This is a genomic window from Variovorax atrisoli 110B, from assembly GCF_000382045.1.
Classification (GTDB): Bacteria; Pseudomonadota; Gammaproteobacteria; order Burkholderiales; family Burkholderiaceae_C; genus Variovorax; species Variovorax atrisoli.
This window is the reverse complement of sequence record NZ_KB907456.1, coordinates 143,599-167,485: the sequence shown is the minus strand read 5'-3', so window position 1 is coordinate 167,485 and position 23,887 is coordinate 143,599. Positions and strand designations below refer to the sequence as shown.

Here is a 23,887-nt window from a genome sequence, read left to right as displayed (position 1 = left end):
GCGAGATGCCAAGAGGCGATCGGTTATGTAGAGACGGGGGAGAAAAATAGGCTTCAGCCTGAAGATCGCAGCGCGTGCGATGGCTGAAAATGACAACGCCGGGACAAACCCGGCGTTTTTGTTCCTTTGAATGTGCTATTGAGCAATAGCACAAAGGAGATATTTTGGGGTGGCTGATGGGACTCGAACCCACGACGACCAGAATCACAATCTGGGACTCTACCAGCTGAGCTACAGCCACCGAAGAGCCTACGATTATAGCGTTAAAACTCGGCGTTTCGGCGAAAACAATCTTGAGAGGGCTCAAAAAGCCACATTTCATCCCGCTACGGCCGACCTGCCCGGCGCAGCCGCGTCGGGAATGCTGACTGAGCCATCTGATCTCTCGTAGGTGCCAACAAGCAGGCCGCTCGCCAGCGCATGCTCGCGCAGGGCATCCACGATCTCGTCTCTTCCGGGACTTTCGGAAAACGCAGCAGGTTCGCCTCCAAGCGCGAACAACTGGAACGCGTACCGGTGAACGCCGTGCCCAGGCGGCGGATCGGGCGGCAGCCACGCCGCCTGCAGGGCGGAGTTGCGTCCCACGTGCGTCCCGGGCGCGCCTTCGTTGTCCTGGCTGGGCAAGGCCCCTTCTGCCAGCGCGCCGTTTTCCGGCGCCAGATCCACCACGATGGCATGCACCAACGGGTTCGGCGTGGGCGAGTCGGCATCCTCCACGATCAGCACCAGCGATGACGCCCCCAAGGGGAGGCCGCTCCACTGAAGCGGTGGAGACACCCCTTCGCCGTCGGCGGTACAACGCTGCGGCAAGGGCGCATGGTCGGCGAAGGCCATGCTCGCGAGTTCGATCGAACCCATCCCCTCGCGCATGCCCAGCGTGTTGAAGACGATGTTGTCCAAGCCAGCGCGCACGCCCTGCAGCGCCTGGCCGATGACTTCAGGCAGTTTTTCCAGCATCCATAGGGTGTACTGCCACGCCGGGAGAGAACATGTAGGACGCCACGCAGCACCTGCGTCGCGAGCCCCGGCATAAATTCTCGGGCGCTCGGCTCGATGTGCCGCAGCACCTCCGGCGCACGCGCCGCTCCGCTATCATGAATGCGCCCCGCGCGGACGGGCCTCGGCTCAGCGCCAGTTCCCTCCTTCACCACTCCAAAGGAATATCTTCATGAGCATCGTCTGGACTATCCTGATCGGGTTCGTCGTGGGTCTCGTGGCACGGGCAGTCAAGCCGGGCGACGACTCCGCCGGTTTCATCGTCACGACCATCATCGGCATCGCCGGCTCGCTGATCGTCACGTACGTCGGCCAATCGCTGGGCTGGTACACCGCCGGGCAGGGTGCAGGCTTCATCGCCTCGGTGCTCGGTGCGATCGTGCTGCTCTTCATCTACGGCATGATCAAGCGCAAGAGCTGACCGGCCGGCGCAACAAAAAGAGCAGTAAGGAGACAAGGCCGTGCCGGCTCGCGCGCACGGCCTCAGGTGATGCCCCGCAAAGCACGCGCCAAGCATCATGTGTATGTGGTCGAGCTGGATGACCGCGTATGGAACAACGGCCGCTTCAGGCGCGCCAATCCCGACTATCAGCTCGGCAAGCCCTTCGTCTATGTCGGCATGACCGGCCTGGATCCCGACATCCGATTCGACAAGCACAAGGCCGGCATCCAGGCCAACAGCTTCGTGCAGGATTTCGGGCTGCGCCTGCTGCCCGCGCTCTACGAACGCTACAACCCCATGACCTACGAGGACGCGCGCCTCATGGAGGTCGACCTCGGCATCGCGCTGCGCAAGGCCGGCTACGGCGTGTGGCAGGCCTGATACCCAGCCCACCCAACCCGGCGATCGGCCGGCACCTCTTCAGGAATAGGTGACCCAGTCCTCATACGCCGGCCCATCCAGGTGCGGCAGCGTGTTGTAGGTGACGAGCATGTGCCGCTTCGGCGTGAACGCGAACTCGGTCACCGAGGTATTGCGGATGCGCAGGTTGAGTTCGATCGTCGTCTCGGCGCTCGTGCCCAGCACGTGGCCCACTGCGGTGCTGATCGGCCCACCGCTCGACACCACCAGCACCTTCGCGCCATGGTGCCGGTCGCGCACATGGTCGAGCGCCGTCGTCACGCCCGCCAGAAAGTCGACATAGCTGGGCATGCCCGCCGGCGCGGTTCTGCCCTGCATCCATGCGCTCAAGCCTTCACGCAGCAGCCGGAAATGATGGCGGTACATCTCGGGCGTGTCGGGCTTCTGCAGCTTGCCTTCGTGGATGGTCGCGATGACCGCCTCGCTGTCGTATTCGTTGAGGCCGGGCCAGGGCAGCACGTCGTCGCGCTCCAGCCGAAGCCCCTTGGCGATGCCCTCCCACGTCTGGCGATGGCGCTTCAGCGTACCGGTGATCACGGCATCGAACTTCATGCCACGCTCGCGCCAGTACTCGCCGAGGCGAACGGCCTGCCGATGCCCGAGCTCGCTCAGGTTGTCGTAGTCGGCAGCGCCGAAGCTGGCCTGCCCGTGGCGCACGAGGTAGAGGGTTCCCATGGCCGGAATTCTGGCAAGAAGCGAACGCACGAGTTGTCCCTCGTGTGACCTGCTTACGCGGCCACAGGCACACCGAAATGAAAAAGGCCCGAGCCATCGGCCCGGGCCTTTTCATGTGCGATTTGCAAAAAGGCGATGCGCGTGTCAGCGGCCTGCTGCGACCGGCAGCGTGTCCGCTGGCTTCGGCACGAGGATCTCTGCCTTGTAGCGATCCTTCAGCATGTTGTAGTACGCGGCGTCTTCGGCAGCAGCCACGGACTGGCCCACCTGGGACTGCTCCTGCTTGGCGAGTTCGGCCGGTGGCGGCGTGCGCGAAACGACCTTGGTCACGCGGACCACCGTGTAACCCTGCGCACCCAGGTCCACGCCCACGAGCGCCGGCAGCTTGGAAGGGTCTGCACGCAGCGCTGCGTCGATGACGGGCAGCGGCTGCGATTGCGCATCGCGGCGCGACACCGTCACAGGCGCACCGAAGGTGGCGCCGTCAGCCTTCGCGGTCCACGCGGCGAGCTTTGCTTCGCCTTCGGTCTTCGCCAGCACCGCGGCGCGTTCCGCGACGAGCTGCGCACGGATCTTGTCCTTCACGTCGGCCAGCGGCACAGGGTGCGCCGGCGAGTACTTCGTCACGCGACCGGACGCCAGCTGGCTGGGACCGACCTCGATGGCTTCGGTGTTCTGCTTGCGCTCAAGCGAGTCGGCCGCGAACAGCGCGTTCAGGAAGTTGCGGTTCGCCAGCGGGCCGGTCGCGCCCGGTGCGGGCGTGCGCGGCACGTTGTCGGCCGTGCGGATCGTGAGCTTCAGCTTGTCGGCGGCCGGCTTGAGGCTGTCGGGCGTCTGGTAGACCGCATCGGTGAAGGTCTCGGCAGCCTTCGCGAATTCCTGCGTGGCCTGCTGCGAGCGCATTTCGTTCTCGATGGTCGCGCGCACCTGCTCGAAGGGCGGAACCACTGCCGGCTTGATGTCGGTCAGGTGGATGATGTGATAGCCGAACTCGGTTTCGACGACACCGCTGATCTCGCCCTTCTTGAGAGCGAACATCGCATCTTCGAAAGGCTTGACCATCGCGCCCCTGGTCACGAAGTCGAGGTCGCCGCCCTTCTCCGCCGAGCCCGGGTCCTGCGAATTCTTGCGTGCCACCTCGGCGAAGGTGTTGGGCGCCTTCTTCACTTCGGCAAGAAGCTGCTCCGCCTTAGCCTTGGCCTTCTCGCGGTCCGCTGCCGGCGCGCTCGCCGGGGCGGTGATCAGGATGTGGCTGGCGCGGCGCTCTTCCTTTGTGCCGAAGCGCGATGCGTTCTGCTCGTAGTAGGTCTTGAGATCGGCCTCGTTCACGACCACGTTCTTCTTCGCCGCATCGAGGTCGAGCACCAGATACTCGATGCTCGCCTGCTCGGGAGCCTGGAACTGCGCCGTGTGGTCCTTGTAGTAGGTCTCGATGTCGGCATCGCTCACCGTCACCTTGGATGCGAAGGCATCGGGTGCGAAGCGGGCGACCTGGATCTCGCGCGTGTCGTAGAAGGCGTTGATGGTGGTCGCGGCCAGCGCGGGCGGCGTGAAGGCGGTGCTAGAGATGCCCAGCAGCACCTGCTGCGTCGCCATCTCGGCGCGCACGGATGCCTCGTACTGCTCGGGCGTGCGGCCGGTCACGCGCTGGAAGGTGTCGCGGTCGAACTTGCCGTCGGGCGTGCGGAAGGTGGCGAGGCCCGGGTCCTGCGCGAAGATGCGCGAGAGGCGCTCTTCGGAGACGGTCATGTTGGCCTTGGCTGCCGCTGCGGCCAGCACGCGGTCGCGCACCATGCGCTCGAGCGTTGCGTAGCGCATGGCATCGGACTCGAGCAGCGTCGGATCGACGTTGGGCGACTGCTGGCGGATGCGGTCCGTCTCGACGCGGTGCTGCTGATCCCACTCGGGCTTCGTGATGTCGTGTCCTTCGATGCGCGCGACCTTCTCGTCGCGACCGAAGCCCTGATAGCGCTCGACGCCGAACAACACGAACGACGGAATGATCAGCAAGAACAAGATGATCATCACGATCTTGTTGTACTTGCGGAAGGTATCAAACATGCTTGAACACTCTTTTTCGACAGCAGTCGGACGGCAATAAAAAAGGCGAACTTGTGGTTCGCCTTTGCATCGGGTGGTGGTGGGTGCTGAGGGGCTCGAACCCCCGACCTACGCCTTGTAAGGGCGCCGCTCTACCAGCTGAGCTAAGCACCCCACCGGGAATACTCTCCGAGTCTAACGCCTCAGTTCAGCGCGTCTTTCAGCGCCTTGCCGGGACGGAACTTCGGGATCTTGGCTGCCTTGATTTTAATCGCGTCGCCGGTGCGGGGATTTCGGCCGGTGCGGGCCGCGCGTTTGCCTACTGCGAAAGTGCCGAAACCGACGAGCGAAACGGAGCCGCCCTTCTTGAGCGTGGTACGAATGGCGCCGATCGTGGATTCGAGCGCGCGGGTCGCAGCAGCTTTGGAAATGTCGGCGTTCTTTGCGATGTGCTCAATCAGTTCGGTCTTGTTCACAAGGGCCCCTTGTAGAAAAAAAGTTGGTCGGCTTCCGTCAGCTGCGACCTGGCCGCAGACGGTGCGACACAAGAACCCGGCAGGCCTGACGCCTCGGCAGCGCGCTGCCAGCGAGGATTACAACCACTGGTCTGCAGGGTGTCAATAAGACACGAGGCCATGCCGAGCAGCGGAGCGCGCGATTTTAGGGGCGTTTCGTGAAGTCCTTTTTCAAAGGCTCTCAAAGCGCATCGGCGATGGCCCGGCCCAGGTCGGAGGTGCTCGCGTTGCCGCCGATGTCGGGTGTGCGCGGCGCTCCGCTTTGGGGCGCGAGCACCTTCTCGATGGTCGAAAGGATGGCGTCGTGCGCCTGCTTGTGGCCCAGGAACTCCAGCATCATCGCGCCGCACCAGATCTGGCCGATCGGGTTGGCGATGCCCTTGCCGGCGATGTCGGGCGCCGAACCGTGCACCGGTTCGAACAGCGACGGCATGGTGCGGTCGGGATTGAGGTTGGCGCTGGGCGCGATGCCGATGGTGCCGGTGCACGCGGGGCCGAGGTCGGACAGGATGTCGCCGAACAGGTTGCTCGCCACCACCACGTCGAAGAAGTCCGGCCGCTGCACGAAGTGGGCGGTGAGGATGTCGATGTGGAACTTGTCGAGCTTGATGCCGGGATAGTTCTTGCCCATCTCCGCCACGCGCTCGTCCCAGTACGGCATGGTGATGGAGATGCCGTTCGACTTGGTCGCGCTCGTGAGGTGCTTCTTCGGCCGCGACTGCGCGAGCTCGAACGCGAACTTCAGCACCCGATCGACACCCAGGCGCGACATCACGGTTTCCTGCACCACGATCTCGCGCGGCGTGCCCTGGTACATGCGCCCGCCGATGCTGGAGTATTCGCCCTCGGTGTTCTCGCGCACGATGTACATGTCGATCTCGCCGGGCTCGCGCGGCGTGCCGTCGCGGCGCACCACGGGCGCGATGATGCCGGGCATCAGGCGCGCCGGACGCAGGTTGATGTACTGGTCGAACTCGCGGCGGAACATCAGCAGCGAGCCCCAGAGCGACACATGGTCCGGGATCTTCTCGGGCCAGCCCACCGCGCCGAAGAAGATGGCGTCATGGCCGCCGATCTGTTCCTTCCAGTCGTCGGGCAGCATCTGGCCGTGCTTCTCGTAGTAGTCCCAGCTCGAGAAGTCGAAGTGGTCGAACTTCAGGTCGATGCCGAACTTGCGCGCCGCGGCGTCGAGCACGCGCAGCCCTTCTGGCACGGTTTCCTTGCCGATGCCGTCGCCGGCGATGACTGCGATTCTGTGGGTGCTCATGGCGTGTCTCCTGCGGGTGCGTGTTGCGAAGGTGGAAGAAGAAGAGAGAAGAAGGCCAGGGCTTCGGCGAGCAGTTCGTCAGGGGCCTCTTCGGGAACATAGTGGCCGCAGGGCAGCGCCCGGCCCGACACCTCGGCGGCGCGCTCGCGCCACAGCGCGAGCACGTCGAAGGCCTTGCCGACCGCGCCATGCTCACCCCACAGCACGCGCAAGGGCTGCTCGAGCCGCAGGCCGGCTGCGATGTCGGCGCGGTCGTGCACGAGGTCGATGGTGGCGGATGCGCGGTAGTCCTCGCAGATGGATTCGGCGGTACCCGCGATGGCGGCGCAGCGCTCGTATTCGGCCAGCACCTCGGGCGCGAACGGCGCGAGGCCGGCGTGCCGACCACCCATCACGCTGCGCACGTAGCGCACCGGGTCCGAGGCGATCAGCGCCTCGGGCAGCGGCGGGGGCTGGATCAGGAAGAACCAGTGCCAGTAGGCCTTGGCGAATGCCTCCGAGGTCTGCTCGTACATCGCGAGCGTGGGCGCGATGTCGAGCAGCAGCATGCGCCCGACCGCCCCGGGGTGGTCCATCGCCAGCCGGTGCGCGACGCGGGCGCCGCGGTCGTGCGCGAGGATGCCGAAGCGCTCGAAGCCGTGGTGCCGCATCGCGGCGAGGGCGTCGAGCGCCATCTCGCGCTTGCTGTAGACGGCATGCTCGGCATCCGCCGCCGGCCGGCCCGAATCGCCGTAGCCGCGCAGGTCGACCGCGACCACGGTGAACCGCTCGGCCAGCGCCGGTGCCACGCGATGCCAGATCGCATGCGTCTGCGGATGACCATGGAGCAGCAGCAAGGGAGCCCCCTGCCCGCCGACGCGTCCGTGGATGCGCACGCCGTCGCGCTCGATGTCGAAGGTGGGAAAGGAAAGAAAGGAAGAAGCCGTCACGGCGACGATTGTGCGTTGCGCCCCTCACGTCATCAAGCAACAATCGACCAATTCATACTTTCCGATATGGCATGAATCCACCCTCGATGGAAAGAAGCGACCTGGCGCTGGTGCTCGCCATCCGCGACCAGGGCAGCCTCGCGGGCGCGGCTGCCACGCTGGACGTGGTGCCCTCCGTCGTCACCAAGCGGCTGGGCGCGCTCGAAGCGCGGCTGGGCCAGCGCCTGTTCGAGCGCACCACGCGGCGCCTGAGCGCCACGGCCGAAGGCGAGGCGGTCTGCCTGCATGCACGGGCATTGCTCGACGGCTTCGCGGCACTCGAAAGCGAACTCGGCGAGCGGCAGAACGAGTTGACCGGCACGGTCCGGCTGGCCGCCACCTTCGGCTTCGGCCGGCTCTGGCTCGGGCCTGCGCTGGCCGCCTTCCAGGCTCGGCACCCGGCGCTGCAGATCGAACTGCTGCTCACCGAGCAGCTCCCCGACCTGGGCGCCGAGGGCTATGACGGCGCGGTCTGGCTCTGGGCCGTGCAACAGCGCCACGCAGCCGACTGGATCTCGCGTCGCATCGCGCGCAACCAGCGCGTACTCGCCGCCTCGCCCGACTACCTGAAACGCCGGGGCACGCCTGCCACCATCGAGGCGCTGTCTTCGCACGACTGCCTGGTCGCGCGCGAGAACGGTGACGCCGGCGGCCAGCGCCAGCATGCCGTCTGGACCTTGCGCCACGTGCGCGACGGCAGCACGGCCCGCGTGCGCGTGCAGGGGCCGCTGGCCAGCAACTCGGGCGAGATGGTGCGCGACTGGTGCATCGCCGGCCACGGCATCATGCTGCGCAGCCTCTGGGACATCGCACCACAGCTCGCAAGCGGCGAACTCGTGCGGCTGCTGCCGCAGTACGCGATGGCGGAAGCCGACATCCACTGGATCGCGCCCTGGCGGCCGAAGACTCCGCGCCGCGTGCGACTGCTGGTCGACCACCTCGTCGAGCAGTTCCGAAGCGAACCCTGGAAGCCGGGCAGGAGCGGAGCGCGCTAGATAGAAGAAGACGGCTCAGCGCCCGCCGCTGCGCACCACCAGGCTCACGCCGGCCGCCGTGAGCCCGATGCCCAGCACCGTCACCAGCGTGATCGGCTCGGAGAACAGCAGCCACGCCATCACGGCCGTGCAGGGCGGCACCAGGTAGAGCAGGCTGGTGACAGCAGTGGCGGTCCCGCGCTGGATCAGCATGTAGAGCAGCGAGCTGCCGCCCAGCGACAGCGCCAGCACCGACCAGGCCATGGCGCCACCCGAATACAGGTTCCAGTGGATGCTGTCCGTCTCCAGCGCCGCGAACGGCAGGGTGACGAGCACGGCAGCCGCCATCTGCACGGCGCTCGCGCTGCGCACGTCGCAGGGCGCGACGAAGCGCTTCTGGTACAGAGTGCCTGCGGTGATCGACAACAGCGCCATCAGCGCGAGCGCCATCGTCTGCACGCTGACCTCCCCGCCCTGCCCCAGCTTGCGCAGCACCACCAGCACCAGGCCCGCGAAACCCAGCCCCAGCCCGATCCACTGGCGCCCGGTGATGCGCCCGCCGGTGAAGGAAAGCCAGACCGCCGTCAGCACCGGCTGGATGCCGACCAACAGCGCCACCAGCCCCGCACCCATGCCCTCGCGCACCGCGGCCCAGACACCGCCGAGGTAGCCTGCGTGCATCAGGACGCCGGTGACGGCCAGGTGCGCCCACTGGGCCCGCTGCTTCGGCCACTCGACCCGCGCGAGCGCGACCCATGCACCGAAGCAGGCCAGCGACAGCGCGAAACGCACGGCGAGGAACTTGAGGGGCGGCGCATACGGCATGCCGTAGCGCGCGACGATGAAGCCCGTGCTCCAGATCAGCACGAAGACCACGGGCATCGCCCGCAGCCAGCCCGAGCTGCCGGCCGGGGTCGCGGGCGTCATTTGGTTCTGGCCCGGATTTCCGGAATGGCCTTCTGCAGGTAGTACACCATCGACCAGATGGTGAGCACGGCGGAGATCCAGATCAGCCACTGGCCCCAGGCGCCGGTGTCGATCACGCCGAACAGGCGCCCGTCATAGAGCAGGAAGGGAATGGCGACCATCTGCACGGTCGTCTTGACCTTGCCGATCATGTGCACTGCCACGCTCTTGCTGGCGCCGATCTGCGCCATCCATTCGCGCAGCGCCGAGATGGCGATCTCGCGGCCGATGATGATCAGCGCCACGAACACGTCGGCCCGGTTCAGGTGCACCAGCACCAGCAGCGACGCGCACACCAGGAACTTGTCGGCCACCGGATCGAGAAAGGCCCCGAAGGCCGAGGTCTGGTTGAGCCGGCGTGCCAGGAAGCCGTCGAGCCAGTCGGTGGCGGCGAAGACGATGAACATGACCGTGGCGATCAGGTTGCGCATCGGCTCGGCCATCGGAAGGTAGAACACACCGACGATCAAAGGGATCGCGACGATGCGCGTCCAGGTCATGATGGTCGGCAGGGTCCAGAACATCGCTTGATTGTGTCATGGCCGCGGTAACCCCCTGCGGAGGTCGCGCGATCGATCGGTCAGTGCAGCGCCTTGTAGATTTCTTCCGCAAGGTCGGAGGCGATGCCCTCGACCGACGCGATGTCCTCGATGCTCGCCGCCGCCACGCCCCGGATGCCGCCGAAACGCTGGAGCAGGCGCGCGCGCCGCTTGGGCCCGATGCCCGGGATGTCTTCGAGCTGGCTGCCGCCCACGCGCACCTTGGCACGCTTGGCCCGCATGCCGGTGATCGCGAAGCGGTGTGCCTCGTCGCGGATCTGGGCCACCAGCATCAGCGCGGCCGAGTCCTTGCCGAGGTAGACCTTCTCGCGGCCGTCGGCGAACACCAGTTCCTCGAGGCCGACCTTGCGGCCCTCGCCCTTCTCGACGCCCACGATCAGCGACAGCGGCAGCCCCAGTTCGCCGAACACCTCGCGCGCCATCGACACCTGCCCCTTGCCGCCGTCCACCAGCACCAGGTCGGGCATGCGGGCGGTGCGCGGCTTGGGCGGCGCAGCGCTGCCGTCGCTCTCGGCATCGCCCGGAGGCAGGGCATCGATCTCGGCGGCCATGGCCTCGGCCAGCTTGCCGTAGCGGCGGTGCAGCACCTGGCGCATGGCGGCATAGTCGTCGCCGGGCGTGATGCCCTCTATGTTGTAGCGGCGGTATTCCTTGTTCTGCATGGCGTGGTGCTCGAACACCACGCAGGAAGCCTGCGTCGCCTCGCCCGCGGTGTGCGAGATGTCGAAGCATTCGATGCGGAAGTTGTCGAGGTCGTCCGCAGCCAGCTCCAGCGCGTCGGCCAGCGCACGGGTGCGCGCCTGCTGCGAGCCCTCTTCGGCCAGCAGCCGGGCCAGTTGCAGCTTGGCGTTGGTCTCGGCCATCTCCAGCCAGTGGCGGCGCTGCTCGCGCGGCTGGAACACCGCCGTCACGCGCGAGCCGGCCTGCTGCGAGATGGCCTCGATCAGCTCGCGGCTCACCTGCTCGCTGAGCACCAGCGTGGCGGGAACGGGCACGTCGATGTAGTGCTGGGCGATGAAGGCCTCGAGCACCTGCACCTCGACCGGATCCGCGACGGCGGGCGGCGCGCCCTCCTCGTCGTCGAGCTCGCCGTGATGGATCTGCGCCGCGTCTTCCACGTGCACCGGAAAGTAGGGCCGGTCGCCCAGATGCCGCCCGCCGCGCACCATCGCGAGGTTCACGCAGGCCTTGCCGCCCTGCACCTTCACAGCAAGGATGTCCACGTCCTTGTCGGACGCGATCTCGATGGACTGCTGGTGCAGCACCCGCGAGATCGCCGACATCTGGTTGCGCAGTTCGGCCGCCTGCTCGAACTCGAGCTTCTCGGCATGCGCCGTCATGCGCTGCTCGAGCTTGGAGAGCACGAGCTGCGTGTCGCCCATCAGGAAGGCCTCGGCGCTGGCGACGTCCTGCGCATAGGCCTCGGGCCCGATGTGACCCACGCAGGGCCCGCTGCAGCGCTTGATCTGGTACAGCAGGCAGGGCCGCGTGCGGTTGGCATACACCGTGTCCTCGCAGGTGCGCAGGCGAAACACCTTCTGCAGCAGCTGGATCGACTCCTTCACCGCCCAAGCGCTCGGGTACGGCCCGAAGTAGCGGTGCTTCTTGTCGACCGCGCCGCGGTAGTAGGCCAGCCGCGGAAACTGGTGCGACGCGATCTTGAGGTAGGGATAGCTCTTGTCGTCGCGAAACAGGATGTTGTAGCGCGGCTTGAGCGTCTTGATGAGGTTGTTCTCGAGCAGCAGCGCCTCGGCCTCCGAGCGCACCACCGTGGTCTCCATGCGCACGATCTTCGAGATCATGTGTCCGATGCGCGTACCGCCGTGGTTCTTCTGGAAGTAGTTGGCGACCCGCTTCTTCAGGTTGCGGGCCTTGCCCACGTAGAGCACCGCCCCGGCCGCGTCGAAATAGCGGTAGACACCGGGCAGCTGCGGCAGGGCCGCGACTTCGCTGAGCAGTTGTTCGGAATGCACGTCTGACATGGCGGCTATTGTGGCGCGCGCCATGCGGCCCTGGCGGGCGCCTGCGCGCAAACCCCGACACCGACTGGAACGGAATGTGCTGAAGATTGGGTACGGGCGCGAGGAGCGCCCGTGGTTTTCACACATACCTACTCGGGAAATCTCATGAAAGAAAACAACAACAGACGCGTCGTCTGGTGGCCTCTCACATCCGTCGCGCTTTCGCTGAGCCTGGCGGCCTGCGGCGGCGGCTCCGGCAACAACGATGCGCAGAACACGGCGGCCGCCCTCGCGGCCATCGCTGCAATCAATGCCGCCAACCAGCCGGCGCCTACGCCTGCGCCGGCCGCACCCGATACGGGTTGCCTGATCCCGAGTGGCAATTCGTCCGTGGTAGTCGGCTCCGGCGATGCCGGCGACCCTGCCGCCCCGGAACCGGCTTCAGGCTACGCGCCCGGTCACAAGCTGGTGTACGCCAAGAACTACATGGTGGTCGCCAACCACCCGCTGGCCACACGAGCCGGCTGCGACATCCTCAAGGCCGGCGGCAGCGCAGTCGATGCCGCGGTCGCGGTGCAGGCCGTGCTCGGACTGGTCGAGCCGCAGTCGAGCGGCCTGGGCGGCGGCGCCTTCATGCTTCACTACGACGCGGCGACCAAGAAGGTGCAGGCCTACGACGGCCGCGAGACCGCGCCGGCCGCCGCCAACGAGAACTACCTGCGCTACATCGACCCGACCGGCGCCGACACCACGCAGCCCAAGCCCGGCGGCGCGCGCGCCAGCGGCCGCTCCATCGGCACGCCAGGTGCGGTGCGCATGCTCGACATCGCCTACAAGGACCACGGCAAGCTACCTTGGAAGGACCTCTTCAGCTACGGCATAACGCTCGCATCCGACGGCTTCTCGATCGGCGGGCGCATGGCAGCCGCCATCTCCGCTTCGGCCACCAGCCTCAAGCGTGACGCCGAGGCTACGGCCTACTTCCTGAATGCCGACGGCACCCCAAAGGCGTTGGGCACGAAGATCAAGAACCCGGCATACGCGAAGACGCTCAACGCCATTGCCAGCCAGGGCGCCGATGCCTTCTATACAGGCGACATCGCGCAGGGCATCGTCGACAAGATCGGCATCACGACCGCTGCGAACGACGGCTCGGCCATCACGCCCGGCATGACCACGATGGCCGATCTGGCCAATTACAAGGCCAAGCGGCGAGACCCGGTCTGCGGCACCTACCGCGACTACTACGTTTGCAGCATGTCGCCGCCGTCGTCCGGCGGCATCGCCGTGGTGGCAAGCCTGGGCATCCTCGAAACCTTCAATCTGGGACTGTACAAGCCGACCGCCATCGACATCGAAGGCGGCAAGCCCACCGTGATGGGCGTGCACCTGGTGAGCGAGGCCGAGCGCCTGGCCTACGCCGACCGCGACAAGTACGTGGCCGATACCGACTTCGTTCCACTCCCCGGAGGCTCCGTCGACACGATGATCAATAAGCCCTACCTGCAGGGCCGCGCAAGCCTCATCAGCCTGACAAAGAGCATGGGCCTGGCGAAAGCTGGCGACCTCGGCTCGGTGCCGCTGGGCATCGACAAGACCGAGGAGCACGGCACCACACACTTCACCATCGTCGACAAGCAGGGCAACGTGGTCTCTATGACCACCACGGTGGAGTCCACGCTCGGCTCGTATCACATGACTCAGGGCTTCATGCTGAACAACCAGCTGACCGACTTTGCGTCCAACCCCGACGACACCAGCGTGACTCCGAGCGTCAAGGTAGCGAACCGCGTAGCGCCGGGCAAGCGCCCGCGCAGCACGATGGCGCCGACGCTGGTGTTCAGGAAGAACACCGACGGCAGCATGGGCGAGTTCGTCATGGGCACGGGCTCTCCAGGCGGCGGGACCATCATCCAGTACGTGGTCAAGACGCTGGTGGGCGCGCTCGACTGGGGTCTGGATGCGCAGCAGGCCACGTCGCTGGTCGACTTCGGCGCCACCAACTCCCCCGCCACCTCGGGCGCCACCTACAGTGCCACCAACGTGGGCGGAGAGCATCCCAACGTGAATACCGGCAACAACGGCAACGACGACCCGCTGATCGTCGGCCTGCGCGCCCTGGGTCACACCGTGAACTTCGGTGCCCAGTCGAGTGGCGTGAGTACCGTGATCCGCACCAACGTCGGCGGCAAACCGGTCCTGACCGGCGGTGCCGACCCACGGCGCGAAGGCATCGTGCTGGGCGACACCTTCACGCCCTGAGGTTCCGCAGGGCCCTTGCGGCCCTGAGGGCTCCCCTGCTAGTTACTTCGCGAGCTCGCTGACCAGGCGATACAGGAACTCGCGTCCGTCGTACAGGCGCTGGATCTCGATGCGCTCGTCCAGCCCGTGGGAGCGCGCGTCGGAGGGCTCGACGAAGAGGCCGCTCACGCCGTACATCGGGATGCCGGCGTTGCGCATGAACCGGCTGTCGGTGGCGCCGGTGCTCATGGCGGGAATGACGGGTACGCCGGGCCACATCTGCTGGGTGATCGACTCCACCGTCTTGACGAGGTCGCCGTTCAGCGGCGAGGCAGGGCTGCGCAGCGGCTTGCCCATGTTGCGCACCACGATCTTGTCGTTGCCCACGGCCTGGGTCAGCTGGCGCTCGACCTCGTCCGGATCGTCGTGCGGCAGGATGCGGCAGTTGACCGTGGCCTTGGCCGACTGCGGCAGCGCGTTCTCGGCGTGGCCGGCCTGCACCATCGTCGCCACGCAGGTGGTGCGGAACTGTGCGTTGTAGGCCGGGTTGGCCGACATGCGCTCGATCACCGAGGGGTCGGGGTTGCCGCTGCCCACGGCGCGCATGTCGTCGGCGAGCTGCCCCGTGGCGAAGGGTGCGCTGCGCGCGAAGTAGGTCTTGGTGACGTCGGCGAGCTTCACCGGGAAGCTGTAGTTGCCGAGCCGCTCCAGCGCGGCCGAGAGTGCGTAGATGGGGTTGGTCCTTGTCGGCACCGAGCTGTGCCCGCCCACGTCGCGCGCCTCCAGCATGTAGGTGGTGTACATCTTCTCCGCCACCTGCATGCGATGCAGGTTGGGCTTGCCGCCGCGCAGCTCGCCGCCGCCGCCTTCGTTGATGCCGAACTCGGCCTGCAGCAATTCGGGCTTGTTGTTGATGAGCCAGAAGGCGCCGTTGCTCAGCGCGTCGCCGCGCTCCTCGTCGGCGGTCAGCGCGAGGATGACGTCGCGCCTCGGCTTGAAGCCCTCCTGCTTCAGCTGCCCCACCACGGAGACCAGCGCCGCGGCCATGGCCTTGTCGTCGATGGCGCCGCGCGCGGTGAAGTAGCCGCCGGTCTCCTGCAGCTTGAAAGGATCGGTCTTCCAGTCCTCGCGCCGGGCCTCGACCACGTCGATGTGGGCCAGCAGCAGCAGCGGCTTCTTGCTGCCGTCGCCCTTGAAGCGCAGCACGAGGTTGCCCTTCTTGGGGAAGGGCTCGAATATCTGGATGTCGCCGGGAGCGAAACCCGCTTCGATCAGACGCTTCTCCATGGCCCGCGCCGCCGCGGTGTTGTCGCCGACCGAGTGGGTGGTGTTGATCTCGATCAGCTCTTTATAGATGTCGTGGAAACGCTGCTGCTGCGGCGTGAGCGACTGCGGGGTCTGCGGCTGCGCCGCGGCGGAGGTCATGCCGCAGATGCCGCAAAGCGCCAGCGAGAAGGCGAGCACGGTCTTGGCGGCACGGAAGGTCTGCATCCTCATGGGTTCTCTCTCTCCGGTGGTTGTCGTCCGGTCAGCATAGCAAGCGCCGCGTGCGAACACGGGCACACTCGCGACCATGCAATCCAGCCAATCGAAGCAGTGGGACATCTTCTGCAAGGTCGTCGACAACCACGGAGACCTCGGCGTCTGCTGGCGCCTGGCTCGCCAGTTGGCCGCCCTGGGCGAACGCGTGCGGCTGTGGATCGACGACGCGGCGGCGCTGGGCTGGATGGCGCCCGAAGCGCGCACCGGCTACGACGGCGTGGAGGTGATCGACTGGCTGGACGCCGCCTCGCTTCGGGCAGCCGTCGCAGGACCGGCGCCCGACGTGCTGGTCGAAGCCTTCGGCTGCGACCCGGCGCCGGAGCTGATCACCCGTTTTGCCGAGGGGCCGGGCCTGGCTTGGATCAATCTCGAATACCTCTCGGCCGAACCGTATGTCGAGCGGCTGCATGGCCTGCCCTCACCCGTCTTCAAGGGGCCTGGCTCGGGCCTGACGAAGCACTTCTTCTACCCGGGGTTCACGCCCGCCACGGGAGGGCTGCTGAGAGAACCCGACCTGATGGAGCGCAGGACCGCCTTCGACCGCGCGCAGTGGCTGGCGGCAGGGCAGATCCCGTGGCGCGAGGGCGAGCGCCTCGTCTCTCTCTTCTGCTACGAGCCCGCCGCGCTGGCCAACCTGCTGGAGCGGCTCGCCGCGTCCGGCCACCCCACTCGCCTGCTGGTGACGGCGGGCCGCGCCGCGCAGGCGGTCCGGGCCCTGCAGGGAAGCGCGCCGGTGCCCGATGACCGCGGCGCGCTATCAATTTCATACCTGCCCTATCTCACCCAGCCCGACTTCGACCACCTGCTGTGGTCCTGCGACCTGAACTTCGTGCGTGGCGAGGATTCGCTCGTGCGCGCGCTGTGGGCGGGCGCGCCGCTGGTCTGGCAGATCTACCCGCAGCACGACGACGCCCACCACGAGAAGCTGAACGCCTGGCTCGACTGGATCGGCGCCCCGCCCTCCCTGCGGCTTTTTCACCACGCCTGGAACGGCTTCGGCAACGCGCCGCTGCCCGAGCCGGAAATGCAGGGCCCCTGGCTGCAAACCGCCCTGGAGGCGCGCGCCCGCCTGCTCGCGCAGGACGACCTGGTGACCCAACTGCGGGAATTCGTCACCCAAAAAAGCTAAAATAGTGGGCTTTGCGGATTTCGACCCGGATTTCACCGATCCGGAATGTCTTTCGCTAAACCTGCCGCGGGACATGTACCGCGGGGCCAGCCGACTTGGCAGACGTCCGGACAAGCATCGCGACGACGACCGAACGGCAACCGAAGGCCCCGTGCACCGAGCGGCCAACATCCAGAGACCCTGTTATGAAAATCGCTCAAGAAATCCGCGCCGGCAACGTCATCATGCACGGCAAGGACCCGATGGTCGTCCTCAAGACCGAATACAGCCGCGGCGGCCGCAACTCCGCCACCGTGCGCATGAAGATGAAGAGCCTGATCGCCAACTTCAACACCGAAGTGGTCTTCAAGGCCGACGACAAGATCGACCAGATCGTGCTCGACAAGAAGGAGTGCACCTACTCCTACTTCGCAGACCCGATGTACGTCTGCATGGACACCGAATACAACCAGTACGAAGTCGAAGCCGAGAACATGGGCGACGCCCTGAACTACCTCGAAGACGGCATGGCCGTCGAAGTGGTGTTCTACGAAGGCAAGGCCATCTCGGTCGAACTGCCGACCAGCGTCGAGCGCGAAGTCACCTGGACCGAGCCGGCCGTCAAGGGCGACACCTCGGGCAAGGTCATGAAGCCTGCCAAGATCTCCACCGGCTTCGAAGTGCCCGTTCCCCTGTTCGTCTCGCAGGGCGACCGCATCGAAATCGACACGCGCACCGGCGAATACCGCAAGCGCGTCTGAGTTTCCGGTCCAACCGGTTGACCACCCCCCCGAAAGAGGCTCCGCAAGGAGCCTTTTTCGTTTCCGGCCCATGACGGGCATGATGGTTGCGACACTGCACAATCAACCCGGTCAATCAGTCCGCTTTCCCATGAACAACACGCACAACCTTCACGACAAGCGCCTGGCCGACGCCTGGGCCACGCTCCACGCCCATGCGGACCAGGGCCTCCCGCTCGACCCCGATCCCTCGCGCATCGCCTTCGCCGATCCCGAGTTCCTGCTGCGCCGCGAAACGCGCGGCATCCGCATGCAGCTCGAGCTGATGAAGCCCGACATCGAGCAGCGTGCCCACGGCATCGAGAACACGGTGGTGGTCTTCGGCAGCGCACGCTTCCGCAGCGAGGAAGACGCCGCGGCCATGATCGCGCAGGCCGAGCTCAGCGGCGACACTGTCGCGTCCGAGCGCTGGCGCCGGCTGGCGCGCAACTCGCACTACTACGAGAAGGCGCGCGCATTCGGCAAGCTGGTGGCCCAGTACAGCAACGACAAGGAGCCGCAGGACAAGCTCTTCATCTGCACCGGCGGCGGCCCCGGCATCATGCAGGCGGCCAACCGCGGCGCACACGAAGGCGGCGGGCTTTCGGTGGGCCTGGCCATCGCGCTGCCGATGGAAGAGGAAGCCAACCCGTACGTCACGCCCGCGCTGAGCTTCAAGTTCCACTACTTCGCCATCCGCAAGATGCATTTCATGATGCGTGCGAAGGCGCTGGTGGCGTTCCCCGGCGGCTTCGGCACGCTGGACGAACTGTTCGAGGTGATCACGCTGGTTCAGACCAAGAAGTCGAAGCCGGTGCCGATCGTGCTCTTCGGCTCCGACTACTGGAAGCGGCTGATCGACTTCGACTTCCTCGTCGACGAAGGCGTGATCTCGCCGGGCGACGTGAAGCTCTTCGAGTACGTCGACGCGCCGGAAGACGCTTGGGGCGCGATCAAGCGCTTCTACAAGCTCTGACCCGTCAGCTCAGTCGGCGCCGTCGTCCTCGGCGGGGTGCAGCGCCTGCTCCAGGAACTTCGTGAGCGCCCGAGCGCGGCGCTTGCGCTCCGCCGCGCTGGTCTGGCCCATCGCGACCGAGTCGTCGGCCACGCCGTGCAGCGCATTGAAGAGGATCACGGCCGTGAGGGCCGGATCTTCCACGTCCCAGAAGCCGGCGCCATCGCCCTGCCTGAGGAGTGCGACCAGTTGCGTGATGACCGCGTTGTCGTTGCGCATGCGGCGGTCTTCGGGCCGGTACTCGTGGAACACCACGTCGTGCAGCGCGACGTTGTCCAGGTAGGTTTCGAGCCCCGTTTCCACCCAGGCCTTCAGGCGCGCGTGGTAGTTGTCGGGCCGATGCCGGTCCATGGCCTCCTGCAGCCGCGCGCAGAAGGTGTCGACGAAGCGCTGCTGCAGCGCGCCGAGCAGCGCCTCCTTCGACGGGAAATACAGATAGAACGTGCCCTTGGCCACCTGCGCACCGGCCGCAATCTCGTCGATGCTGGTGGCGGCGATGCCTTTATCGATGAAGAGGCGCTCTGCGGCATCCATCAGCGCGCCGGCGCGTGTCTCGGGGGCCTTGGTGCGACGGCGCGGCGCGCCTTCTCCTTCGGGGGATGTGGGAGTCGTGCCGGTGCCGTCGCTCGTTGCCATCTGCTGCCTCAGGAAACAACCGCCACGGCCGCGCGGGCCGAGCGGATCGCCGCGCGCACGGCGGCCAGGTCGAAACGCAGGCCGCGGGGCTCCATCACGCGCTCGCCGATCCAGACGAGTGCATCGTCGGCATCGGCGAAGGTACTGGCAGGCACGCCGAAGAGTTTCTCGACATTCATCTTGCGCATTTTCTCGTACTGATCGGCGGGCACCACGCTCGCCATGCCCATCATATGGCGGCGGATGTCGGCGCCGCGCTCCTGCAGCCACTGCTTGGCGCTCTGCGCGCTCCCCTCGGGATGGACCAGCGCATCGGCATCCGCGAACACCCGCAGCGATGCGAAGGGTTCGCCGCGGTCGAGCCAGCGGTTCCAGTCGTCGGTGAAGGCGCGCATGCCCTCGATTGTCTGCAACCCCGCCGAAACGCTGATGACGAGGGGCCATTGACTGAGTTCGTGATGGATCATGGAAAGCTCCTTGGAGAAAACCGGACGAAGGCGCGTGCGAAGGCGCAACAGCGGCACATGGGCGGCGGGCATGGTGGAACCGCCCTCAGGTCGTGCGCACAGGCAAGGCGGCGGCGCGGGGCCTCACGCTCAGTAGCAGGCCCGCGGCCAGCAGGCCCACGATGCCGGCGCAGGCCACGGCAGCATGGAAGCCGCCGGCCAGCGCTGCAGCCAGAAGATCGCGAGCAACGGATGCATCGAGCGCGCCCAGCGCGCTCAGCTCGTGCCGCCCGACCGCCGCAACCGCTGCCTGCCGGGCGCCGGGCAGGCCTGCCTGCGCCAGCGCATCCGCCAGCAGCGAGGTGGCGCGCGTGCTCATCAGCGTTCCAAGCAGTGCGATGCCGATCAGCATGCCGGCCTGGCGCAGCGCGTTCATCGTGGCCGAGGCCATGCCGGAGCGCTGCGCCGGCACCAGCGCCATCACCGCCGTGCTGGTGGCCGGCACGGCAAGGCCGGTGCCTGCGCCGAGGAACACGAACACAAGAGCCAGGAAGGCGTAGGGCGTACCGGCGGAGAACAGCGTCAGCAGCAGCATCGCGCCACCGATGAGTCCATAGCCGGCGATCATCAGCGTGTGCACGTCGAAGCGCCTTGCCAGGCGGCCGAACTGCGAGGCGACGATGCCGGTCGCGACGAACTGCGGCACCAGCCGCCAGCCCGTGTCGCTGGGTGACCAGCCCTGCACCTGCTGCAGGAACAGCGAGAAGAAGAACAGGCTGGCATAAGCCGAGAACCCGAGCACGAACGAAGCGAAGTTGGCGACCGAGAAGCGCGCGTCGCGGAACAGCCCCAAGGGCAGCAGCGGCCGCGCCACGCGCGCCTCCACCATCAGGAAGAGCGCCAGGCCGATGGCAGCCGCAACCAGCGCGCTCGCCGCCTGCACCGAGCCCCAGCCGTACTCGCCCGCCACGATCAGCCCGTAGGTCAGCGCACCGAGCCACAGCACGCTGAGCACCTGTCCCGCCGGGTCGAGCGCCGCGTGTTCGGGGTGCGACGTCTCGCGGATGCCCCAGAGGCCCAGCCCCACCGTCAGCACGCCGATCGGGATGTTGATGAGGAAGATGCTCTGCCAGCCCGCGTGGTCCACCAGCAAACCGCCGAGCAACGGCCCGAGGATCAGCGACAGCGCCGTGAAGGAAGACCAGCCGCCAATGACCCGGGCCCGTTCGGCCGGATCCGGAAACGCATGCGCCAGCAGCGACAGCGCACCCGGGATCATCAAAGCGCCGGCGACGCCCTGCACCGCCCTGCCCGCCAGCAGCGTCGGCAGGCTCCCGGCCATCGCGCACATCGCCGAACCCAGCGTGAACACGGCCACGCCAGCCAGCCATGCGCGCTTGCGGCCATAGCGGTCGCCCAGCGGGCCGGCCGACAGCATGAAGGCCGAGAGGCACAGGGCGTAGATGTCGATCACCCACTGCAGGCCGGCGAGGTCGGTGGAAAGCGCGCGCTGCAGCGTGGGCAGCGCGACGTTGACGATGCTCACGTCGAGCGTGGCGATGAAGCTGCCGAGATAAACCGCGGCAATCAGCGCGAGGCGGCGGCGCGGATCGGCCGCTGCCTGGGCCCGAAGAGGAGAGTTCATGGGCGCCTTCAAGGTCGTTGAAGAAGGCGCCGATACTGACTTCAGGTCAGTAAATTGTCAATCAGATGAGAATTATTCTTATCTGAAACATGGCTTTCACGCTGCCGTCAAACCTTCAGCCCCCAGGTCGCTCTAGCCCCCACCGCCACGACGCCGCCCACCACCCAGAACACGCCGGCGATGCCGATCAGCGCGCCGAGCGAGCCGAACAGCATCGGCATCGCCACGCTCGACGCGTTGATGGTCATGAGCCGAAGCCCCAGCGCCTCGCCGTGTCGGGCGTGCGGCGTGATCTGGTGGAGCATGCTCATCACCATCGGCTGCACCGCGCCCAGCGCGAAGCCGAGCACCACCGAGCAGATGCCCATGGTCCAGGCCGAGTCCAGCAGCGGGTAGACCGCGAAGACCAGCGCCGTGACCGCCGTCGACGCGAGGATCACGTTGCGCTCCGATGCGCGCGAGGCGATCACCGGCAGGATCACGCGGATCGCCGCCGCCGCGATGGCGAAGGCGCCTAGGATCGAGCCGATCACCGAGGCGCTGATGCCCCGGTCGTGGCCCAGGATCGGCAGCACGAAGGCGTGCACGTCCCAGCTCGACGACTGCAGCCAGTTCACGAACAGGAGGCGCCGGAACATCGGCTCGCGCAGCAGGTCCCAGGCACGCGTCGGCGCGGCACCCGCCACCGGCGGCGCGGGCGGCTGCTCGTGGGCACCCCGCGCGAGAAGCCAGCAAAGAATGGGCAGCGCCGCCATCACGCCGAAGGAGATGCGAAAGGCCAGCATGTCGGCAGGCGCACGGCCCGCATGGTCGATCAGCATCCCCGCCAGGAAGGGCCCGACGAAATTGGCCACGGCCGGCGCGATGGCCAGCCAGCTGAACACGCGCTTGAGCTGCGTCGGGTTGGTGGCCGAGCGGCCTACGTGCCGCTGCAGCGCGATCACCGTCGCGCCGGTGGCGCCGCCGGTCAGCAGCGCCGCCAGGCACATCACCGGGAACACCGGGAAGATCACCACCAGCCCGGCGCCCACGACCGCGGCGACCACCGACAGCCACAACGGCCGCTTGAAGCCATGCCGGTCGGCGAAGCGGCCCGCCGGCAGCGCGAGGAAGACCTGGGTCAGCGCGAACAGCGAGATCAGCACGCCGACCGCGGCTGCGCTGTAGCCCTGTTGAAGCGCCAGCAGCGGCGTGGCGAGCCGCATGCCGGCCATGGTCGCGTGCAGGCACACCTGGGCGCCGATCACACGCAGCAGTTCGGAACCTTTCACGGGGAGTTCTCGCCCTCTTCTTTCTCGTTGTTGTCGGCGTCGGTGCCCGAGGCGGTGGGCGGCAGCAGCGCCTGGGCCTGCGCCTCGGGCAGTGCCTCGACCTTGCGCAGCGCCAGGCGCATCTGCCGTGCGCGCGTGTCGGCCTTGTCGATGGTGTCGGAGGCCTTGGCCACCTGCTCCTTGATGCGGGCGACCCATTCGCCGTAGCGCTCGAATTCGGTCTTGACCGCGCCCAGCACCTTCCAGACCTCGGACGCCTGCCGCTCCAGCGCCAGCGTGCGGAAGCCCATGTGGAGGCTGTTGAGCATCGCCAGCAGGGTGGTCGGGCCGGCCAGCGTCACGCGGTGCTGGCGCTGCAGCGCGTCCATCAGGCCGGGACGGCGCAGCACTTCGGCGTAGAGGCTTTCCACCGGCAGGAACAGGATCGCGAAATCTGTCGTGTGCGGGGCCGCAAGATAGTTGTCGGCGATGGATTTGGCCTCGGTGCGGATGCGCACCTCCAGTGCCTTCGCCGCAAGCTCGACGCCCGCCGCGTCGGCGCGCTCGTGCGCGTCGATGAGCCGCTCGTAGTCGTCGCGCGGGAACTTGGCATCGATTGGCAGCCATACCGGTGCGCCGTCGTCGCCGCGGCCCGGGAAGCGGATGGCGAAATCCACGCGCTGCCCGCTGCGCGGCTTGGTCTCGACCTGCCTGGCGTACTGGTCGGCCGTGAGCACCTGCTCGAGCAGCGCCTCGAGCTGCACTTCGCCGAACATCCCGCGCGTCTTCACGTTGGTCAGCACGCGCTGCAGGCTGCCGACGCCCACCGCCAGCGTCTGCATCTCGCCCAGGCCCTTGTGCACCTGCTCGAGCCGCTCGGCCACCTGCCTGAAGCTTTCGCCGAGACGCGCCTCCAGCGTGGTCTGCAATTTCTCGTCGACGGTCTTGCGCATCTCGTCGAGCTTGGCGGCATTGGTCTGCTGCAGCTGCGCGAGCTGCGCCTCCATGGTGGCGCGCACTTCCGAAAGCCGCCGCGCGTTCGATTCGCTCAGCCCCTGCAGCTGGTTGTTGAGCGTGTCGGCCAGCGTCTTCTGCAGCGAGGCGAGCTGCAGCGCGAAGGCATCGAGCTGCGCGTTCTGCGTGCGCGTGGCCTCGGCGCCCTGCTGCACCAGCGCCTGCTGGAAGGTGGCGAAGGCCTGTGCGGTCTCCTGCCGCGCGCCGCGTGAGCTTTCCGCGATCTCGCGGCGCAGTTCGCGCTCGGTGCGCTCGTTGGCCGCTCCCAGCGTGGCCAGCATGCGAGTCAGGTCGGTGTTGTCGGGCGGAGGCGGCCGGCGCGCGAGCAGCCAGATCACCAGCACGAGCTGGATGAGTGCGAGTACTCCGAGTCCGACAAGGATCAGCGATGGGTCCAAGGTCCGCGTGCGCCCTCTTCTTCTGCTTG

General features: G+C 67.0%; 22 protein-coding genes and 2 tRNA genes. 7 read left to right on the top strand and 17 right to left on the bottom strand.

Annotated elements, in window-relative coordinates; all coding sequences use genetic code 11:
• Nucleotides 1–165: 165 nt before the first annotated feature.
• Together G369_RS0120430 and G369_RS36085 are read right to left on the bottom strand one after the other, a co-directional pair.
• Nucleotides 166–241: transfer RNA gene (locus G369_RS0120430), tRNA-His, on the bottom strand.
• Between the two features lie 77 nt (nt 242–318).
• Nucleotides 319–957, bottom strand: a complete 639-nt coding sequence (locus tag G369_RS36085) for a YbhB/YbcL family Raf kinase inhibitor-like protein (protein WP_019655889.1) — start codon at nt 955–957, stop codon at nt 319–321.
• A gap of 211 nt (nt 958–1,168) precedes the next feature.
• Between G369_RS36085 and G369_RS0120420 the strand changes: the two genes are divergently transcribed.
• The gene (locus G369_RS0120420; protein ID WP_019655888.1) at nt 1,169–1,417 is read left to right on the top strand and encodes a GlsB/YeaQ/YmgE family stress response membrane protein; all 249 of its coding nucleotides are present in this window, start codon (nt 1,169–1,171) and stop codon (nt 1,415–1,417) included.
• 69 nt (nt 1,418–1,486) lie between these two features.
• A complete protein-coding gene (locus G369_RS0120415; protein WP_019655887.1) occupies nt 1,487–1,819 on the top strand; it encodes a hypothetical protein in 333 nt (110 codons plus the stop codon).
• A gap of 39 nt (nt 1,820–1,858) precedes the next feature.
• Here G369_RS0120415 and G369_RS0120410 read toward each other — a convergent pair whose 3' ends face one another.
• The 6 genes from G369_RS0120410 to G369_RS36080 all read right to left on the bottom strand — a co-directional run bounded on the left by G369_RS0120410 (nt 1,859) and on the right by G369_RS36080 (nt 7,284).
• Entirely contained in the window at nt 1,859–2,533 is a 675-nt protein-coding gene (locus tag G369_RS0120410; RefSeq protein ID WP_019655886.1) for a histidine phosphatase family protein, read from the bottom strand.
• Between the two features lie 144 nt (nt 2,534–2,677).
• Entirely contained in the window at nt 2,678–4,594 is a 1,917-nt protein-coding gene (locus tag G369_RS0120405; RefSeq protein ID WP_019655885.1) for a SurA N-terminal domain-containing protein, read from the bottom strand.
• A 77-nt stretch (nt 4,595–4,671) separates the two neighbouring features.
• A tRNA-Val gene (locus G369_RS0120400) sits at nt 4,672–4,747 on the bottom strand.
• A gap of 29 nt (nt 4,748–4,776) precedes the next feature.
• A complete protein-coding gene (locus tag G369_RS0120395) occupies nt 4,777–5,049 on the bottom strand; it encodes an HU family DNA-binding protein (RefSeq protein WP_007830705.1) in 273 nt (90 codons plus the stop codon).
• A 220-nt stretch (nt 5,050–5,269) separates the two neighbouring features.
• Nucleotides 5,270–6,355, bottom strand: a complete 1,086-nt coding sequence (locus G369_RS0120390; RefSeq protein ID WP_019655884.1) for a tartrate dehydrogenase — start codon at nt 6,353–6,355, stop codon at nt 5,270–5,272.
• Nucleotides 6,352–7,284 carry an alpha/beta fold hydrolase gene (locus G369_RS36080; protein WP_019655883.1) on the bottom strand — a complete coding sequence of 311 codons (933 nt, stop codon included), beginning with the start codon at nt 7,282–7,284 and terminating at the stop codon, nt 6,352–6,354. Before G369_RS36080 ends, G369_RS0120390 begins: the two co-directional genes overlap by 4 nt.
• A gap of 86 nt (nt 7,285–7,370) precedes the next feature.
• On the opposite strand from G369_RS36080, the gene G369_RS0120380 reads away from it, so the two are divergent.
• Nucleotides 7,371–8,318 carry a LysR substrate-binding domain-containing protein gene (locus tag G369_RS0120380; protein ID WP_038115356.1) on the top strand — a complete coding sequence of 316 codons (948 nt, stop codon included), beginning with the start codon at nt 7,371–7,373 and terminating at the stop codon, nt 8,316–8,318.
• Between the two features lie 15 nt (nt 8,319–8,333).
• Here the strand turns inward: G369_RS0120380 and G369_RS0120375 are convergent, their stop codons facing one another.
• From G369_RS0120375 to uvrC, 3 genes are read right to left on the bottom strand one after another with little or no spacing between them, the layout of a single operon-like run.
• Nucleotides 8,334–9,224: a DMT family transporter gene (locus G369_RS0120375; protein ID WP_019655881.1), complete on the bottom strand. Its 891-nt coding sequence runs from the start codon at nt 9,222–9,224 to the stop codon at nt 8,334–8,336.
• The gene (gene pgsA / locus G369_RS0120370) at nt 9,221–9,787 is read right to left on the bottom strand and encodes a CDP-diacylglycerol--glycerol-3-phosphate 3-phosphatidyltransferase (protein WP_019655880.1); all 567 of its coding nucleotides are present in this window, start codon (nt 9,785–9,787) and stop codon (nt 9,221–9,223) included. The genes G369_RS0120375 and pgsA overlap by 4 nt, the downstream gene beginning before the upstream one ends.
• 56 nt (nt 9,788–9,843) lie before the next feature.
• Nucleotides 9,844–11,805, bottom strand: coding sequence for an excinuclease ABC subunit UvrC (uvrC, locus tag G369_RS0120365; protein WP_020723185.1), 1,962 nt, complete (start codon nt 11,803–11,805; stop codon nt 9,844–9,846).
• 144 nt (nt 11,806–11,949) lie between these two features.
• Here uvrC and ggt point away from each other — a divergent pair, with 144 nt between their 5' ends.
• Nucleotides 11,950–14,046, top strand: a complete 2,097-nt coding sequence (gene ggt, locus G369_RS0120360) for a gamma-glutamyltransferase (RefSeq protein WP_019655878.1) — start codon at nt 11,950–11,952, stop codon at nt 14,044–14,046.
• 42 nt (nt 14,047–14,088) lie between these two features.
• Here the strand turns inward: ggt and G369_RS0120355 are convergent, their stop codons facing one another.
• Entirely contained in the window at nt 14,089–15,522 is a 1,434-nt protein-coding gene (locus tag G369_RS0120355) for a M20/M25/M40 family metallo-hydrolase (RefSeq protein ID WP_019655877.1), read from the bottom strand.
• Nucleotides 15,523–15,598: 76 nt separating this feature from the next.
• Between G369_RS0120355 and earP the strand changes: the two genes are divergently transcribed.
• The 3 genes from earP to G369_RS0120340 all read left to right on the top strand — a co-directional run bounded on the left by earP (nt 15,599) and on the right by G369_RS0120340 (nt 18,430).
• Nucleotides 15,599–16,696: an elongation factor P maturation arginine rhamnosyltransferase EarP gene (earP, locus tag G369_RS0120350; protein ID WP_019655876.1), complete on the top strand. Its 1,098-nt coding sequence runs from the start codon at nt 15,599–15,601 to the stop codon at nt 16,694–16,696.
• 185 nt (nt 16,697–16,881) lie between these two features.
• Nucleotides 16,882–17,436, top strand: a complete 555-nt coding sequence (gene efp, locus G369_RS0120345; RefSeq protein WP_019655875.1) for an elongation factor P — start codon at nt 16,882–16,884, stop codon at nt 17,434–17,436.
• A gap of 130 nt (nt 17,437–17,566) precedes the next feature.
• Nucleotides 17,567–18,430, top strand: a complete 864-nt coding sequence (locus tag G369_RS0120340) for an LOG family protein (protein ID WP_019655874.1) — start codon at nt 17,567–17,569, stop codon at nt 18,428–18,430.
• A gap of 9 nt (nt 18,431–18,439) precedes the next feature.
• Here G369_RS0120340 and G369_RS0120335 read toward each other — a convergent pair whose 3' ends face one another.
• The 5 genes from G369_RS0120335 to G369_RS0120315 all read right to left on the bottom strand — a co-directional run bounded on the left by G369_RS0120335 (nt 18,440) and on the right by G369_RS0120315 (nt 23,858).
• Nucleotides 18,440–19,105, bottom strand: a complete 666-nt coding sequence (locus G369_RS0120335) for a TetR/AcrR family transcriptional regulator (protein ID WP_019655873.1) — start codon at nt 19,103–19,105, stop codon at nt 18,440–18,442.
• An 8-nt stretch (nt 19,106–19,113) separates the two neighbouring features.
• Nucleotides 19,114–19,644 (bottom strand): hypothetical protein, encoded by a 531-nt coding sequence (locus G369_RS0120330; RefSeq protein WP_126184986.1) that lies wholly within the window; start codon nt 19,642–19,644, stop codon nt 19,114–19,116.
• A gap of 13 nt (nt 19,645–19,657) precedes the next feature.
• Nucleotides 19,658–21,196, bottom strand: a complete 1,539-nt coding sequence (locus tag G369_RS0120325; protein WP_019655871.1) for an MFS transporter — start codon at nt 21,194–21,196, stop codon at nt 19,658–19,660.
• Between the two features lie 107 nt (nt 21,197–21,303).
• On the bottom strand, nt 21,304–22,467 hold the full coding sequence (locus tag G369_RS0120320; RefSeq protein WP_019655870.1) for an MFS transporter: 1,164 nt from the start codon (nt 22,465–22,467) through the stop codon (nt 21,304–21,306).
• Nucleotides 22,464–23,858 (bottom strand): DNA recombination protein RmuC, encoded by a 1,395-nt coding sequence (locus G369_RS0120315; RefSeq protein WP_019655869.1) that lies wholly within the window; start codon nt 23,856–23,858, stop codon nt 22,464–22,466. The genes G369_RS0120320 and G369_RS0120315 overlap by 4 nt, the downstream gene beginning before the upstream one ends.
• Nucleotides 23,859–23,887: the final 29 nt, after the last annotated feature.

Coding starts and splice junctions, on each gene's coding strand:
- G369_RS36085 (WP_019655889.1), bottom strand. CDS start 957: ATGCTGGAAAAACTGCCTGAAGTCATCGGCCAGGCGCTGCAGGGCGTG.
- G369_RS0120420 (WP_019655888.1), top strand. CDS start 1,169: ATGAGCATCGTCTGGACTATCCTGATCGGGTTCGTCGTGGGTCTCGTG.
- G369_RS0120415 (WP_019655887.1), top strand. CDS start 1,487: ATGCCCCGCAAAGCACGCGCCAAGCATCATGTGTATGTGGTCGAGCTG.
- G369_RS0120410 (WP_019655886.1), bottom strand. CDS start 2,533: ATGGGAACCCTCTACCTCGTGCGCCACGGGCAGGCCAGCTTCGGCGCT.
- G369_RS0120405 (WP_019655885.1), bottom strand. CDS start 4,594: ATGTTTGATACCTTCCGCAAGTACAACAAGATCGTGATGATCATCTTG.
- G369_RS0120390 (WP_019655884.1), bottom strand. CDS start 6,355: ATGAGCACCCACAGAATCGCAGTCATCGCCGGCGACGGCATCGGCAAG.
- G369_RS0120380 (WP_038115356.1), top strand. CDS start 7,371: ATGGAAAGAAGCGACCTGGCGCTGGTGCTCGCCATCCGCGACCAGGGC.
- G369_RS0120375 (WP_019655881.1), bottom strand. CDS start 9,224: ATGACGCCCGCGACCCCGGCCGGCAGCTCGGGCTGGCTGCGGGCGATG.
- pgsA (WP_019655880.1), bottom strand. CDS start 9,787: ATGTTCTGGACCCTGCCGACCATCATGACCTGGACGCGCATCGTCGCG.
- uvrC (WP_020723185.1), bottom strand. CDS start 11,805: ATGTCAGACGTGCATTCCGAACAACTGCTCAGCGAAGTCGCGGCCCTG.
- ggt (WP_019655878.1), top strand. CDS start 11,950: ATGAAAGAAAACAACAACAGACGCGTCGTCTGGTGGCCTCTCACATCC.
- G369_RS0120355 (WP_019655877.1), bottom strand. CDS start 15,522: ATGAGGATGCAGACCTTCCGTGCCGCCAAGACCGTGCTCGCCTTCTCG.
- earP (WP_019655876.1), top strand. CDS start 15,599: ATGCAATCCAGCCAATCGAAGCAGTGGGACATCTTCTGCAAGGTCGTC.
- efp (WP_019655875.1), top strand. CDS start 16,882: ATGAAAATCGCTCAAGAAATCCGCGCCGGCAACGTCATCATGCACGGC.
- G369_RS0120340 (WP_019655874.1), top strand. CDS start 17,567: ATGAACAACACGCACAACCTTCACGACAAGCGCCTGGCCGACGCCTGG.
- G369_RS0120335 (WP_019655873.1), bottom strand. CDS start 19,105: ATGGCAACGAGCGACGGCACCGGCACGACTCCCACATCCCCCGAAGGA.
- G369_RS0120330 (WP_126184986.1), bottom strand. CDS start 19,644: ATGCCCGCCGCCCATGTGCCGCTGTTGCGCCTTCGCACGCGCCTTCGT.
- G369_RS0120325 (WP_019655871.1), bottom strand. CDS start 21,196: ATGAACTCTCCTCTTCGGGCCCAGGCAGCGGCCGATCCGCGCCGCCGC.